Origin of the sequence: Kaistia granuli DSM 23481 (genome assembly GCF_000380505.1) — a bacterium.
Classification (GTDB): domain Bacteria; phylum Pseudomonadota; class Alphaproteobacteria; order Rhizobiales; family Kaistiaceae; genus Kaistia; species Kaistia granuli.
This window is the reverse complement of the sequence record NZ_AQYH01000019.1, coordinates 204795-217866: the sequence shown is the minus strand read 5'-3', so window position 1 is coordinate 217866 and position 13072 is coordinate 204795. Positions and strand designations below refer to the sequence as shown.

14 protein-coding genes and 3 tRNA genes are annotated in these 13072 nt (G+C 64.7%); 8 read left to right on the top strand and 9 right to left on the bottom strand.

Translation table 11 applies throughout. The features are described from left to right. From G342_RS24945 to G342_RS0121580, 3 genes are all read right to left on the bottom strand, one after another. Positions 1 to 343: GTP-binding protein (locus G342_RS24945; RefSeq protein WP_040879216.1), on the bottom strand; the 343-nt coding region annotated here is incomplete at its 3' end. A 107-nt stretch (positions 344 to 450) separates the two neighbouring features. Beyond that, positions 451 to 524: transfer RNA gene (locus tag G342_RS0121585), tRNA-Gly, on the bottom strand. Between the two features lie 20 nt (positions 525 to 544). After that, positions 545 to 629: transfer RNA gene (locus G342_RS0121580), tRNA-Tyr, on the bottom strand. A gap of 200 nt (positions 630 to 829) precedes the next feature. Here G342_RS0121580 and rlmB point away from each other — a divergent pair. Together rlmB and G342_RS0121570 are read left to right on the top strand one after the other, a co-directional pair. Continuing rightward, on the top strand, positions 830 to 1672 hold the full coding sequence (gene rlmB, locus G342_RS0121575) for a 23S rRNA (guanosine(2251)-2'-O)-methyltransferase RlmB (RefSeq protein WP_083931323.1): 843 nt from the start codon (positions 830 to 832) through the stop codon (positions 1670 to 1672). Between the two features lie 180 nt (positions 1673 to 1852). Continuing rightward, positions 1853 to 1928: transfer RNA gene (locus G342_RS0121570), tRNA-Thr, on the top strand. Between the two features lie 106 nt (positions 1929 to 2034). Here the strand turns inward: G342_RS0121570 and G342_RS0121565 are convergent. The 3 genes from G342_RS0121565 to G342_RS0121555 form a co-directional block, all read right to left on the bottom strand. Beyond that, positions 2035 to 2694: an alpha/beta hydrolase family protein gene (locus G342_RS0121565; protein ID WP_018185255.1), complete on the bottom strand. Its 660-nt coding sequence runs from the start codon at positions 2692 to 2694 to the stop codon at positions 2035 to 2037. An 84-nt stretch (positions 2695 to 2778) separates the two neighbouring features. Continuing rightward, positions 2779 to 3198 carry an HIT domain-containing protein gene (locus tag G342_RS0121560; protein ID WP_018185254.1) on the bottom strand — a complete coding sequence of 140 codons (420 nt, stop codon included), beginning with the start codon at positions 3196 to 3198 and terminating at the stop codon, positions 2779 to 2781. Then, the gene (locus tag G342_RS0121555; protein WP_018185253.1) at positions 3195 to 4151 is read right to left on the bottom strand and encodes a UDP-glucuronic acid decarboxylase family protein; all 957 of its coding nucleotides are present in this window, start codon (positions 4149 to 4151) and stop codon (positions 3195 to 3197) included. Before G342_RS0121555 ends, G342_RS0121560 begins: the two co-directional genes overlap by 4 nt. A 313-nt stretch (positions 4152 to 4464) precedes the next feature. Here G342_RS0121555 and G342_RS24940 point away from each other — a divergent pair, with 313 nt between their 5' ends. Next, positions 4465 to 5361 (top strand): DMT family transporter, encoded by an 897-nt coding sequence (locus G342_RS24940; protein ID WP_018185252.1) that lies wholly within the window; start codon positions 4465 to 4467, stop codon positions 5359 to 5361. A gap of 62 nt (positions 5362 to 5423) precedes the next feature. On the opposite strand, the gene folD is transcribed toward G342_RS24940, so the two are convergent. Further along, complete coding sequence (gene folD / locus G342_RS0121545; RefSeq protein WP_018185251.1) at positions 5424 to 6356, bottom strand: bifunctional methylenetetrahydrofolate dehydrogenase/methenyltetrahydrofolate cyclohydrolase FolD; 933 nt, start codon at positions 6354 to 6356, stop codon at positions 5424 to 5426. Continuing rightward, positions 6328 to 7188, bottom strand: coding sequence for a formyltetrahydrofolate deformylase (purU, locus tag G342_RS0121540; RefSeq protein ID WP_026304684.1), 861 nt, complete (start codon positions 7186 to 7188; stop codon positions 6328 to 6330). The genes folD and purU overlap by 29 nt, the downstream gene beginning before the upstream one ends. Before the next feature lie 174 nt (positions 7189 to 7362). Here purU and G342_RS0121535 point away from each other — a divergent pair, with 174 nt between their 5' ends. Together G342_RS0121535 and G342_RS0121530 are read left to right on the top strand one after the other, a co-directional pair. Then, entirely contained in the window at positions 7363 to 8064 is a 702-nt protein-coding gene (locus tag G342_RS0121535) for a fumarylacetoacetate hydrolase family protein (RefSeq protein WP_018185249.1), read from the top strand. Positions 8065 to 8165: 101 nt separating this feature from the next. Next, positions 8166 to 8948 (top strand): NAD kinase, encoded by a 783-nt coding sequence (locus G342_RS0121530; RefSeq protein ID WP_018185248.1) that lies wholly within the window; start codon positions 8166 to 8168, stop codon positions 8946 to 8948. Positions 8949 to 9021: 73 nt separating this feature from the next. On the opposite strand, the gene G342_RS0121525 is transcribed toward G342_RS0121530, so the two are convergent. Then, the gene (locus tag G342_RS0121525) at positions 9022 to 9600 is read right to left on the bottom strand and encodes a nitroreductase family protein (RefSeq protein ID WP_040879246.1); all 579 of its coding nucleotides are present in this window, start codon (positions 9598 to 9600) and stop codon (positions 9022 to 9024) included. A gap of 254 nt (positions 9601 to 9854) precedes the next feature. On the opposite strand from G342_RS0121525, the gene G342_RS0121520 reads away from it, so the two are divergent. From G342_RS0121520 to G342_RS0121505, 3 genes are all read left to right on the top strand, one after another. After that, positions 9855 to 10865 carry a hypothetical protein gene (locus G342_RS0121520; protein WP_156831055.1) on the top strand — a complete coding sequence of 337 codons (1011 nt, stop codon included), beginning with the start codon at positions 9855 to 9857 and terminating at the stop codon, positions 10863 to 10865. Positions 10866 to 11968: 1103 nt separating this feature from the next. Then, on the top strand, positions 11969 to 12658 hold the full coding sequence (locus tag G342_RS0121510; RefSeq protein ID WP_018185244.1) for a hypothetical protein: 690 nt from the start codon (positions 11969 to 11971) through the stop codon (positions 12656 to 12658). 35 nt (positions 12659 to 12693) lie between these two features. Continuing rightward, positions 12694 to 13023 carry a hypothetical protein gene (locus G342_RS0121505; protein WP_018185243.1) on the top strand — a complete coding sequence of 110 codons (330 nt, stop codon included), beginning with the start codon at positions 12694 to 12696 and terminating at the stop codon, positions 13021 to 13023. The last annotated feature ends 49 nt before the right edge of the window (positions 13024 to 13072 follow it).

Below are 13072 nucleotides of genomic sequence, written 5' to 3'. Positions count from 1 at the left end.
GGGGCATCGGGCCGTCGGCAGCCGACACGACCAGGATCGCGCCGTCCATCTGCGCCGCGCCGGTGATCATGTTCTTCACATAATCGGCGTGACCGGGGCAGTCGACGTGAGCGTAGTGACGGTTGGCCGTCTCGTACTCGACATGCGACGTCGAGATCGTGATGCCGCGCGCCTTCTCTTCCGGCGCTGCGTCGATCTGGTCGTATGCCTTGAAGGTCGCGCCGCCGGACTTGGCCAGCGTCTTCGTTATCGCCGCCGTCAGCGACGTCTTGCCGTGATCAACATGGCCAATCGTGCCAATGTTGCAGTGCGGCTTGTTGCGCTCGAACTTTTCTTTACCCATCGACGTCGCTTCCTGTCGTCTCGCTATAACGAGCCGGACGGCTCGAACTGCACCATCAACCGCCACGCATCGCGCTCAACCGCGCGAACAGCGCTAAGCTCAGGTGATGGAGCGGGTGAAGGGAATCGAACCCTCGTATTCAGCTTGGAAGGCTGCTGCTCTACCATTGAGCTACACCCGCACGCTAACGTTCCGTCGAAATGGTGGAGGAGGTTGGATTCGAACCAACGTAGACTAAGTCAACGGATTTACAGTCCGTCCCCTTTAACCACTCGGGCACTCCTCCAAATCACTTCGGCAGAGCGTCATCGTTCAGGCAGTTACCGGACAAACCCACCGTGGCGGGCCGTTCGATGGGCGTCTTATGGCGACCTTGCCCGGCCCTGTCAACGCATATCAAAACAACTTCCACGGCTTCGGTGCATGGCTCCGATTCCGCTAGCGGGTTCGATTGCCGGTTTCGCGCGTCCCTCGTATAAGCGAGCCATGACCGACGAAAACAAACATAGCAGATCGCAGCGGCAACCTGGGCATTTCCGGGGTGGCAAGGGTAAACCCGGCCATAACGGCCCGCGCCGCTTCGCCTCCAACGCCCCGGCCGAACGCCGCCCGGATCAGCTGTGGATATATGGCATTCACGCTGTCGCGGCCGTGCTGTCGAATCCCCGGCGCAAGGTTTTGCAGCTGCTGGCGACGCAGAACGCCGCCACCCGGCTGGTCGAGGAAGGGGCGCCCCTGCCCGGCGACCTCAAGGACACGTCGCCGCGCGATCTCGACAGGCTTCTCGGCTCGGAAGCGGTGCATCAGGGCGCCGCGGTCGAAGTCGCGCCGCTGGACCCTCTCGATCTCGACGCGCTGGGCGATGCCCGCCTGATCATCGTGCTGGATCAGGTGACCGATCCGCACAATGTCGGAGCCATCCTGCGCTCCGCTGTCGCGTTCGGCGCCGATGCGCTGGTCACCACCGGCCGTCACGCCCCGGCTGAAACCGGCGTTCTCGCCAAATCGGCCTCCGGAGCGCTCGAAAACATCGCGATGATCGAAGTGCCGAATCTCGCAACGGCGCTCACCGACCTCAAGGATATGGGCTTTTCCTGCGTCGGCCTCGATAGCGAGGGCACCGTGCCGCTGGAAGAAGGCATACGCGGCGACCGGATCGCCCTCGTGCTCGGTGCGGAAGGCAAGGGCCTGCGCCGGCTGACCCGCGATCGGTGCGACATCGTCGCCCGTCTCGACATGCCCGGCGCGATCAAGAGCCTCAACGTTTCGAACGCGGCGGTGCTGTCGCTCTACCTCGCCCACCGCCATCTCGGCGCGCCAAACGCCTGACAAATGCTCCGAATCACGCGGGGGGCCTCTCCCCGCGTGATTCGCCTCCAATTGCCCTGTCCGGCTGGCGGCGTGCCTGGGGTCCATCCCGGGACCCAGTCCCGAAATGCACTGGAAAGCATAATTCCTCGCCCCGCGACCTTGACCGGCGGGTGTCGTCCTCACTACACCCGTCTCCGGGCCGGCATAGCTCAGTTGGTAGAGCAGCGGTTTTGTAAACCGAAGGTCGCGGGTTCAAATCCTGCTGCCGGCACCAGATCCCCGATCCATTCCACCGATATCGCCGCGTGAGTTCCTCGCGCTTCAGCTTTCACGCGCCCGCTGATTCGCCGGCCAGCCGCCGCTTCAGCCGGGATTCGGGTTCATGAGTCTTTCGAAGCTCGGCCAAGAACCGCGTCCGCCCAGATCGCGACCCGGGTCCCGATGGTTTCCAGATGATCCGCGACCGAAAAGCCGGAGACGCTCTTGCGCGGCTTCAGGTCGTGATCGCCGTCCTCAAGCCAGAGAATCTCAATGCTTTCCGAAAGGGTGTAGCCACCAACCTCAGCGCGCGTGCCGAACTCGTCGCGCGTTCCCTGACAGATCAGCGTCGGTGTCCTGAGGTTGACAAGATGCGCCGTGCGCAACGGTTCGAGGCGTCCAGGCGGATGGAAGGGGTAGCCGAGACAAAGCAAGCCGACAATCGCGCCAGCATCGAGCAACTCGTCCGCCACCATGCTGGCGACGCGGCCGCCCATCGACTTGCCGCCGATGACGAGCGGTGTCGTGGCCGCCAGCGCGGCGACGGCGGCGCGATATTCAGGAATCAGCCGGTCGGCACGGGGCGGCGGCTTGCGTCCGCCGCCGGCGCGACGTTCGGCCATGTAGTTGAATTCGAAACGGGCGACGCGGAACCCATCCGTCGCCAGTGTCCTCGCCGCGGCCGTCATCGACGCCGAATCCATCGGCGCGCCGGCACCATGCGCGAAAAGGATCGTTGCCCGTCCGTCATGCGGACCGTCAAAAAGGAAGCCGGCGCTCATCTTGGTCCCCTGCGTTCGAACTGAGGTTGCGGCACAAGGCGACAGGCTTCGATCATTCGCGTCGAACCTCACTGGGCGACAGCGTCAGTCGGAAGTAGCCAGCGTGGCTTGCAATCGGGCGATCAACGCATCGCGCTCTTCGGCCGGATACGGCTCGCGCGTGCCCTGCCCCCAGACCGGGCCGGGCCAGGCGGCATCGCCTATGGAGCGGCCGATGATATGGACATGCATCTGGCGGACGATGTTGCCGAGGGCGCCAACATTGAGCTTGTCGAACTTCGCCACCGCGCCGAGCGCGGCGCTCGCCCGCTTGATCTCGACCGCCAGGACCGCGAGATCCTCATCCGACAGCTCGGTCCACTCCTCGAGCCCCGGCTTGCGCGGCAGGAGCAGCAGCCACGGAAAACGGCGATCATCCATCAGCCGCAGCTGGGAAAGTGGCCATTCGGCCACCAGCACGCTGTCCGCTTCGATCCGCTCCGCGACTTCGAAGGTCACACTCATGCTGCGCTCTCCGAAAGCAGGTCGTCGAAATAGGCGATGGTGTGTCTGAGGCCCTCGTCGAGCTCGATCGTCGGCTTCCAGTCGAGGAGGCGTCCGGCGAGCGTGATGTCGGGCTGGCGCTGGCGCGGATCATCCGAAGGCAGCGGCTGGAAGACGAGCTTGGAGGATGAGCCGGTGAGCGCGATCACCCGTTCTGCCAGCTGGCGAATGGTGAATTCGTTGGGATTGCCGATATTGACCGGACCCGTCACCTCGTCCGGAGTCTCCATCAGCCGGACCATGCCGTCGAGCAGATCGTCGACATAGCAGAAGGAACGCGTCTGGCCGCCTTCGCCATAGATCGTGATGTCCTCGCCGCGCAAGGCCTGCACGATGAAGTTCGAGACGACGCGGCCGTCATTCGGGTGCATCCGCGGGCCATAGGTATTGAAGATCCGCATCACCTTGATGCGCAGCTTGTGCTGGCGCCAGTAGTCGAAGAACAGCGTCTCGGCGCAGCGCTTGCCCTCGTCGTAGCAGGAGCGGATGCCGATCGGGTTGACGTTGCCCCAATAGTCCTCTGTCTGCGGATGAACCGACGGGTCCCCATACACCTCCGAGGTCGAGGCCTGCAGGATCTTCGCCTTCACGCGCTTGGCGAGGCCGAGCATGTTGATGGCGCCATGCACGCTGACCTTGGTGGTCGCGACGGGATCGTGCTGGTAGTGCACCGGCGAGGCGGGACAGGCGAGATTGTAGATCTCGTCGACCTCGACATAGAGCGGGAACGTCACGTCGTGCCGCATCAGCTCGAAGCGCTTGTGACCAATCAGGTGCTCGATATTGCGCCGCGAGCCTGTGAAGAAATTATCGACGCAAAGTACTTCGTCGCCGCGTGCCAGCAACCGGTCGCAAAGATGCGAGCCCAGGAAGCCCGCGCCGCCGGTGACGAGGATCCGCTTGTTCGAATGCATGGGGGCCTCTCGAATCGTAGGCGGGCATCCTGACCGGTTTCCTACGGCCCGCCAATGCGGCGCGCCGGCCGATCCGGGGCATTTCCGCCACAACCATCCGGCAAGATCGCACAATCCCGGCAGCTGCGCGAATACGCCTTGATTCCGCCCTCGGCCGGAGCTTGCATCAGGCTGCAACCATGGCTGGTGAGTCTCTGCCGGCAGGCTGCCGCTCCCGCATACCGTCCGAGGCCGACGTGTCCACCATTGCCGAAAAGCGCTGCGTCCCGACAGACGCGCGCTTGAGTGTGCAGCCCCATTGGGAAGCGCCCCGATGACCGCTGTCCTGCCTGCTTCCAGCGAACAGACGGAACGGGTTGTCGCTGGAATTCTGATCGCTCTCTCCGGCAACATCATGTTCGCCACCAGCGATGCGATCGTGAAGCTGCTGACGGCCCGCTATTCCGTCTTCCAGATCATCGTCAGCCAGGCCCTGTTCGCGATGATCCCGCTAACAGTGATGATCCTGCGCAATGGCGGTCTCCGTTCGCTGACGATCCGCCATCCGCGTCTTGTGCTGCTGCGCGCGATCCTCGCCGGTACAGCGACGATCTTCGGCTTCTACAGCTTCTCGCAGCTGCCGCTGGCCGAGAGCTATTCGATCGCCTTCTGCACGCCGCTTTTCGTCACGCTGCTGTCAATCCCGATCCTCGGCGAGCGCGTCGGACTGCACCGCTGGGGCGCCGTCCTCATCGGCTTTGTCGGCATTATCATCATGGTGCGGCCGGGCTTCGCCACGCTGCATGCCGGCCACGCCGCCGCGCTGATCGGCGCCGGCCTCGGCGCGTTCACGGTGCTGGTCATGCGTCGCATCGCGCGTGAGGAGATGCATTCCGTCATGGTGCTGGCGGTGGTCGCCGGACTGATCGTCGTCAACCTGCCCGGCGCGCTGCTGACCTTCCGGCCGCCGACGCTGCCCGACATGGCGCTGTTCGCCTGCACCGGCCTGCTGATGGGCAGCGCCCAGTTTTTCGTGGCGAGGTCGCTGTCGCTGGCGCCCGCTTCGGTCATCGCGCCGATGCAGTATTCGATGATCCTCTGGGCGATCCTCTACGGCGCGCTGCTGTTCGGCACCGTCGTCGACCCCGTCACCATTCTCGGCGCCGCCATCGTCATCGCCAGCGGCCTCTACACGATGCATCGGGAACGTCGCCGCGCCCGCGGCGGATAGTGGGAGCGCTGCGCTCCCCCTCCCGGACGGGACCGGGGAAAGCGCAGTCACCGAACTATCGTTCAGAACTTCGGCTCGGCTCGCCCTGCCGCGCGGCAGGCGGCGACCAGCGTGTTCGCCATCAGCATGGCGATGGTCATCGGGCCGACGCCACCGGGAACCGGGGTGATGGCCGCAGCCGATTGCGCCGCCTCGGCATAGGCGACGTCACCGACGAGGCGCGTCTTGCCCGCGCCGCGCTCCGGCGCCGCGATCCGGTTCATGCCGACATCGATGACGACCGCGCCGGGCTTCACCCAGTCGCCGCGCACCATTTCGGGCCGACCGACGGCGGCGACGATGATATCGGCGCGCCGCGCCAGTTCCGGCAGGTTGCGGCTGCGCGAATGCGCGACGGTTACGGTGCAGCTCTCCTGCAGCAGCAATTGCGCCATCGGCTTGCCGACTATGTTGGAACGGCCGATCACCAGCGCGTCCTTGCCGGCAAGATCCTCGCCAAGCACCCGCTTGACCAGCAGCAGGCAGCCCGCGGGCGTGCACGAGACCAGCGCGCGATCCCGTTCGCCGATCGCCAGGCGACCGACATTGATCGGATGGAAGCCGTCGACATCCTTGGCCGGATCGATCGCCTCGATCACCTTCGACGTGTCGATGTGACGGGGCAGCGGCAACTGCACCAGGATGCCATGGATGGCCGGATCCTTGTTCAGCGTCTCGACGATGGCCAGCACCTCGGCTTCGCTGGTGTCGAGCGGCAGCGTGTGCTGCACCGAGTGAAAGCCGAGCTCCGAGGCCTTGCGGCCCTTCGCGCCGACATAGACCTGGCTCGCCGCGTCGTCGCCGACCAGCACGACGGCCAATCCGGGCGCCCGCCCGCCGGACGCGATCAGGCGACCGGTCTCGACCGCGACTTTCACGGTGATTTCGGCGGCGACCGCCTTGCCATCGATGATAGCGGCGACGGTCTCAGCGGAAGATGACTGTCCGTGTGTCATTGAGAAGGACCCGATGCTCGATGTGGAACTTGACCGCCCGGGCCAACACTGTGTTCTCGATGTCGCGGCCCAGCGCGATCATCGCCTCTGCCGACATCGAATGATCGACGCGACCGACATCCTGCTCGATGATCGGACCCTCGTCGAGTTCAGCGGTGACGTAATGCGCCGTCGCGCCGATCAGCTTGACGCCGCGGTCATGCGCCCGGTGATAGGGCTTGGCGCCCTTGAAGCTCGGCAGGAAGGAATGGTGGATGTTGATGACACGGCCGGCGAGACGTGCCGACATGTCGTCCGACAGCACCTGCATGTAGCGGGCGAGCACGACCAGATCGATCTTCTGCTCGTCGATCAGGGCCAGGATCTCGCTCTCCTGGTCTTCCTTGCTCCGCCCATCGACCGGGACATAGTGGTAGGGCAGCCCCTCGCCTTCGACCCGGCGCCGCATCGTCTCGTGGTTGGAGACGACCGAAACGAGGTCCATCTGCAGCTGGCCGATCGAATTGCGGTACAGCAGATCGTTCAGGCAATGCCCCATCTTGGAAACGAGGATCATGACGCGCGGCTTGACGCGCAGGTCATGCAGCTTCCAGTCGAAGTCATAGGCCGTCGCGACCGGCTCGAAGCCGCGCGTAAAGCTCTCGACCGTCGTTTCCGAAAGACCCGAGAACGAGACGCGCATGAAGAAGCGGCCGCTGTCGGGGTCGCCATACTGGGCGCTCTCGACGATGTTGCAGCCCTGCGAGGCGATGCAGTTCGCCACGGCGGCGACAATACCTCGGCGATCCCCACACGACAGAGTGAGCACAAAACGCGCGGGTTCGACTGACATGATGCAATAGCCTCGAAATGGATCCGGCGGAGCCCCGCTCCGCAGGCGGGAGGACTAGCCTCCGCATCGCCTCGCTGCAACTGACAACTGCGTCGCATGACGCAAAAGCCCGAAACACTTGCACCGCAACACCTCCCCGGACAGAGTACGGCACCGCTGCATCAGGAAGCCGCCATGACCGAGCCGAGCTACGTCGTCGCCCCGCCGCCCACGATTTCGATCGGAGTGCGCGATTCGGCGGCCCGCTTTCCCGTCCATCGCATCTATTGCGTCGGCCGCAACTACGAGGCCCATGCGGTCGAGATGGGACATGATCCCAAGCGCGAGCTGGATCCGCCCTTCTTCTTCCTGAAGAACCCCGACGATATCGTCGAGCCCGGCACACCCGTCCCCTACCCGCCCCAGACCGCCGACCTCCATCACGAGGTCGAACTGGTAGTGGCCCTCCAGTCCGGCGGCAGCGACATCGCCAGGGAGGACGCGCTCTCGCATGTCTATGGCTATGCGGTCGGCATCGATCTGACCCGGCGCGACGTCCAGGCGGCCGCGAAGAAGACATCGCGTCCATGGGCGACCGCCAAGGCCTTCGCCGCCTCGGCGCCGGTCAGCGAGATCGTTCCGGCGGCCGCCATCGGCCATCCGGCTTCGGGCCAACTGACGGCCTCCGTCAATGGCGAGCCGCGTCAGAAGGGTGACATCGCCGACATGATCTGGTCGGTGCCGGACATCATCGCGCATCTGTCGCGCTGGTTCGTCCTGGCGCCGGGCGATCTCATCTTCACCGGTACACCCGCCGGTGTTGGCGGGCTGGAGCGCGGCGATGTCGTCGTCGCCGCCATCGAGGGCGTCGGCCAGCTCGAGGTGACGATCCGCTAGTCGAGGACCGGCAACGGTTTGGCAAGGCGCGGCCGACATGATAGGCCGCATGCGAATTGGCAATACGGTCGCGACGCGCCCGTCGCGACCGGGAGAACAGCATGGCGATCGAACCAGCGCGGCAAGGGGCGATCGCCTTCATCGCCAGCGCGACACCGGATGCGACCGAAGCCCAGGAGCGGCTATCGGCGCTCTATGACAGCACGGACCCCGAGGCGGCCGACGTCATCGTCGCCCTCGGCGGCGACGGCTTCATGCTGCAGACGCTGCATCGCTTCATGAATTCCGGCAAGCCGATCTATGGCATGAATCGGGGCTCGGTCGGCTTCCTGATGAACGAGTATCGCGAGGACAGCCTGCGCGAACGCATCGCCGCCGCCATCCCCTCGACGCTGCACCCGCTGCGCATGGATGCGCATGACGCCACCGGCAACGAGCACCGCGCCTTTGCCATCAACGAGGTGTCGCTATTCCGCCAGTCCTACCAGACGGCGAAGCTGCGCATCTCGATCGACGATCAAGTGCGCCTGGAAGAGCTGATCGGGGATGGCGTCCTGGTTTCGACGCCGGCCGGCTCGACCGCCTATAATCTGTCCGCGCACGGCCCGATCCTGCCGATCCATGCGCCGCTCCTGGCCCTGACGCCGATCAGCGCCTTCCGGCCGCGTCACTGGCGTGGCGCGCTCATCCCCGATCACATCACGGTGTCGATCGAGGTGCTGGAGCCGGAAAAACGGCCGGTCAACGCGGTCGCGGACCATACCGAGATCAAGTCCGTCCTGAAGATCGCCATCAAGCAGGACCGGCGCGCGAAGAGCCTGATCCTGTTCGATCCCGGCCACAGCTGGGACGATCGCATCCTCGCGGAACAGTTCCGCTACTGAGGCGTACAAACAAAAACGCCCGGTCCGTCGTTGACGATCCGGGCGCAAATTTGCAGCCGCGAGGCAAATGCCATCAGGCGGCGGGCGGGGCCCATTCGCTGACGATGTCGGCAAGCTGCGGGCGCGGGCGTTCGAACGGCTCGGTGTTGGGCGTGCCGACATAGACCAGCCCGACCAGCCGCTCCGCCTCCGTGAGGCCGAGCACACGGCGCGCTTCCGCGTCATAGGTGACCCATTCGGTCAGCCACTGGGTCGCGAAGCCCATCGCATTGGCAGCGACGATCAGGTTCATGGCGACAGCGCCGGCCGACATCAGCTGCTCCCATTCCGGGATCTTGGCGTGCGGTGCGGCGCGGCTGACCACAGCCACGACCAGCGGCGAGCGCAGGAAGCGGTTCGTCTCATGCGCCAGCGACTTCTCGTCGATGTCGGGACGGTTCTTCTTCAAGACGGCCGCCGTCGCCTCGCCGGCGGCGGCACGGGCATCGCCCCGGAACAGGATGAACCGCCAAGGCGCCAGCTTGCCGTGATCCGGCACGCGACTGGCGATGGTGAGGAGATCGGTGAGCTGCTCGGGGCTCGGGCCGGGTTCGACGAGGTTCATCGACGGGAACGAACGTCGTGTCTTCAGGAGCGAGATCATTTCGGTCATGGGGGCCGCTAGCATGAAGGACGAAAGGGAATGGCGGGCGGCTTGCGGGACGGCAAGGCGCGACTGGCTGGGCGAGACATCGGATGAATCGCCCGGCATTGCAACCCCGCCGCGTCGCCAAGCCGTTACGGGACCGCGCCTGGCCTCCGCGTCGCCGCGCACGTTTGCGGACCAGCCGGTCTTGAAATCGCCACGCTGATCGGGCTTTAAGAACACCCGGCATAACCGCCCGGACTTGAGCTCAGGAATTGCGCGTGAACGCTTCAAGACGGTTTTTGCAGCTTGCCCGCAACGCGGGGTCCGCCACGCTGCTTGGCCTGGCTCTCACCGCCGTACCGGCGCTGGCGCAGGACGCGCCGATCCCGCCGGCGGACATTCCCGATGGCGCCTCGCCCGCCGATCCCCTGTCGCTCACCCCCCTCCTTCCGGATCTGGTCGATCCTGCCGCGCTTCTGAAGACCGGCAAGTCCGACCCGATGGCCCCCCGCGCAACCGAAGGACGGCCGCAGCCCGGCCTCACACTGGAGGCCAAGCTGATCGAGGGTGGTCCGTCCATTCCGAAGGGGGTCGTCTGGCGCATCTTCGGCAAGAAGCCGGGCGCCGACGGCAAGCTGCCGCTGCTGCAGGAAACCGAGGGCGGCACGGTCAACCTCCCGCTCAAGGCGGGCGACTATGTCATCCATGCCGCCTATGGTCGCGCGGGAGCCATGAAGCCGGTCAGCGTCGGCGGCGGCGAGGAACATGAAACGCTCGTGCTCAATGCCGGCGGACTGAAGCTCGACGCGCTGGTCGGCAAGGACCAGTCGCCTTTGCCCAATCTGGTCAAGTTCGACATTTTCTCAAGCGACAGCGCCGCCACGGAGGATCGCGCTCCGATCGTGCCGGCACTGCGCGACGATGAAATCGTCCGTCTGAATGCCGGCACCTACCACATCGTCAGCCGCTACGGCGACGCCAATGCGGTCGCCCGGGCGGACATTCGTGTCGAGGCCGGAAAGCTGACCGAAATGCGGATGTTCCACCAGGCGGCCCGCATCACGCTGAAGCTCGTTTCGGAAAGCGGCGGCGAGGCCCTGGCGAACACGAGTTGGACCGTGATGACGCCGGCCGGCGAGACGGTCTTCGACAGCGCAGGCGCGTTTCCCGACGTCGTGCTGGCGATCGGCGACTACACGGCGATCGCCAAGCATGACAACCAGATTCATGAGCGCAATTTCAAGGTCGAACCCGGTCTGAACCGCGAGATCGAAGTCCTCACGAAATAGGTCCGGAACCCTGTCGGGGTTTCCGGCACCGACGGGCCTCCGACCGGGGCGGGATGCGGACGGGCAAAGCGGCAATAGCCCGCCGAGGTTGCGTGTGCCGAGCAAGCCGCGCGACGACGAGGCTGGCCCCGATTGTCTTACGTCAAGCCGATTCTACTTCATCCCATTGCTGAACGCCGCCAATCACGCGAGTCATCCGCCCATTACAACCGACTGAAGGCGCGGCAGACAAGTCGACAGCAAGTACTTGCCATATCGTCATTTCAGCAATGCGGGCGACTTACCTTACGGAAGACCGACAACGATCCGGCACTCTCACAACTGCGTTACTTTTCGTCATCAAGAAACACATCCGGCGGAAGTAGCGTCACTAAGCTAAACTGAATGAAGAAATCAGGGCACCCCCGAATAAGTCAAGCGGAGTCACTCCGGCTATCCACAGGCAATTTTCAAGCTGTCCGCAGATCGCCGGCGGCCACTAAATCACCCGGAGCAGAAGACATTCCGGGCAGGGTCGCCATGGTTGCATCGCAGCAGGCACCCGCATCCACACAGAAACGAAGATTCAAATCTGTCGAATTCAGGCAAATAGACAGAATCGTTTATCGATACTTATCTTCACCACCTCCCCACCTCGGCTTCTATACACCAATAGGATGAAGTAGATTTCGGTTGCGGAGAGTGCAGTTCATGCAAGGAGCTTCGCTCGGCCGAATCCTATTTTATTTCTGTATTTGGGATTAGGGGTTCAAATCATGTTGTGGCGAGAGGAAAGATCTGCCCATATTTCGGGGCAGTCATGGACGTTTGTCGCTCTGGCAGCCGCGCTGCTTATTCTCCAGCCAGGGCCAGCCTCCGCCAGGGGCCCGAACGGGGCCTCGACCAGCGGCACGCAATCCAGCGCCCAAAGCAGGGGCCCCGGCCCATCTGGATCCCATTCCTGGGGCAGAACCCAGGGAAGCTCGACAACGACGACAACGACCGCCACGGCGACCAGTAGCGGCCAAGGCGGCTCCAGAACGGCACAGGGCGTCGGCCGGACCGCGACCGCCGCCGCCGCCCAGACCGGCGCCTCCGCCGGCGCCAGCAATGAAGACGGCACGATGAAGGCCTGGGCCTCGTCGAACGGCACCGCCGGAGCCGCCGCATCGGCCCCGAACGGCCAGACCGGCGCCGACGCTTCCACCGATGTCGTCGCCGTTGCCACGGCCGGCGAGACCCCAACCGCCTACACAGCAGCCGGCAACAAGACCAGCGCCTATGCCGTCGGCGGCAAGAACGCCAAGACCTCGGCGACCGGCGAAACCGTCGTAAACCGGAGGATCCGGGGCGGCGGCACCATGTCGATGGCCTACACCAGTTCCGGCACCTACTCGATCGCGATTTCCAACCGGGTCAGCGCGACAGCGATGTCGAGCACCTTCGCCTCCGGGACCGCCTTCACCGCGTCGGACATCCGCTCCGCCGCCAGGGTCGCCGCCGCAGCCTTTGCCCAGGCGACGAGAACCTCGGCGACGGCATGGGCCCAGGCCAATGCGTCCGCCCAAGGCTCAAACGCGTTTGGCTCGTCCAAGGCCAATAGCCGTTCCTTCGCGGCCGCCGGCGTCAATCTCAACGGACCGGTCACCCTGGGCACATCGGGCTTCAACCAGGGCTCGAACGGCTCGAGCTCCGGAACGCAGGGTCTGAAGAGCGTCCGCATCGCGAATGTCAACGGCACCAACGGCGCCAACTGCGTCTGGAGCCAGAAGAAGAAGACCCTTTACTGCCAGGCTTTCGGTGCCGACCAGTAGCCGTCACGCCGGACAAAATGAGTAGGAGTAACGCCATGAGCATCACCAGGAATGGACGCTCGGCTCTGACAGCCTCTCTCTCCATCGGCCTCGGCCTCCTCTCCTTCGGCGCGGCCAATGCCAGCAATCTGGGGCCATCCAGCGAGGAAGAACTGCTTCAGGCAAGCGAAGGGAACCCCGGCCTGCCCGCCATGTCATCATCGCAAAGCAGCGCATCAGCCTGGTCTGAAAGCAGCGGCGATCACGGCATCACGGTCACCACGACCACATCCGGCAACAGCACCATCTGCATGGTTGTCGAATGGAAACGCGAAAAGGGCGGCATCAAGAAGTGGCAGTACCGCTGCGATACGGCGCAGCCCTAGCCGCCTCTGCCCGGCCAGGCCGCCCGCCACAGCGTCAACCGCAGCGGAT

Bases quoted from the DNA above. Each gene is read 5' to 3' on its own strand.
- G342_RS0121510 (WP_018185244.1), top strand. From the start codon at position 11,969: ATGAAGGCCTGGGCCTCGTCGAACGGCACCGCCGGAGCCGCCGCATCG.
- G342_RS0121560 (WP_018185254.1), bottom strand. From the start codon at position 3,198: ATGAGTGTGACCTTCGAAGTCGCGGAGCGGATCGAAGCGGACAGCGTG.
- G342_RS0121565 (WP_018185255.1), bottom strand. From the start codon at position 2,694: ATGAGCGCCGGCTTCCTTTTTGACGGTCCGCATGACGGACGGGCAACG.
- rlmB (WP_083931323.1), top strand. From the start codon at position 830: ATGACCGACGAAAACAAACATAGCAGATCGCAGCGGCAACCTGGGCAT.
- G342_RS24940 (WP_018185252.1), top strand. From the start codon at position 4,465: ATGACCGCTGTCCTGCCTGCTTCCAGCGAACAGACGGAACGGGTTGTC.
- folD (WP_018185251.1), bottom strand. From the start codon at position 6,356: ATGACACACGGACAGTCATCTTCCGCTGAGACCGTCGCCGCTATCATC.
- G342_RS0121535 (WP_018185249.1), top strand. From the start codon at position 7,363: ATGACCGAGCCGAGCTACGTCGTCGCCCCGCCGCCCACGATTTCGATC.
- G342_RS0121555 (WP_018185253.1), bottom strand. From the start codon at position 4,151: ATGCATTCGAACAAGCGGATCCTCGTCACCGGCGGCGCGGGCTTCCTG.
- G342_RS0121530 (WP_018185248.1), top strand. From the start codon at position 8,166: ATGGCGATCGAACCAGCGCGGCAAGGGGCGATCGCCTTCATCGCCAGC.
- purU (WP_026304684.1), bottom strand. From the start codon at position 7,188: ATGTCAGTCGAACCCGCGCGTTTTGTGCTCACTCTGTCGTGTGGGGAT.
- G342_RS0121525 (WP_040879246.1), bottom strand. From the start codon at position 9,600: ATGACCGAAATGATCTCGCTCCTGAAGACACGACGTTCGTTCCCGTCG.
- G342_RS0121505 (WP_018185243.1), top strand. From the start codon at position 12,694: ATGAGCATCACCAGGAATGGACGCTCGGCTCTGACAGCCTCTCTCTCC.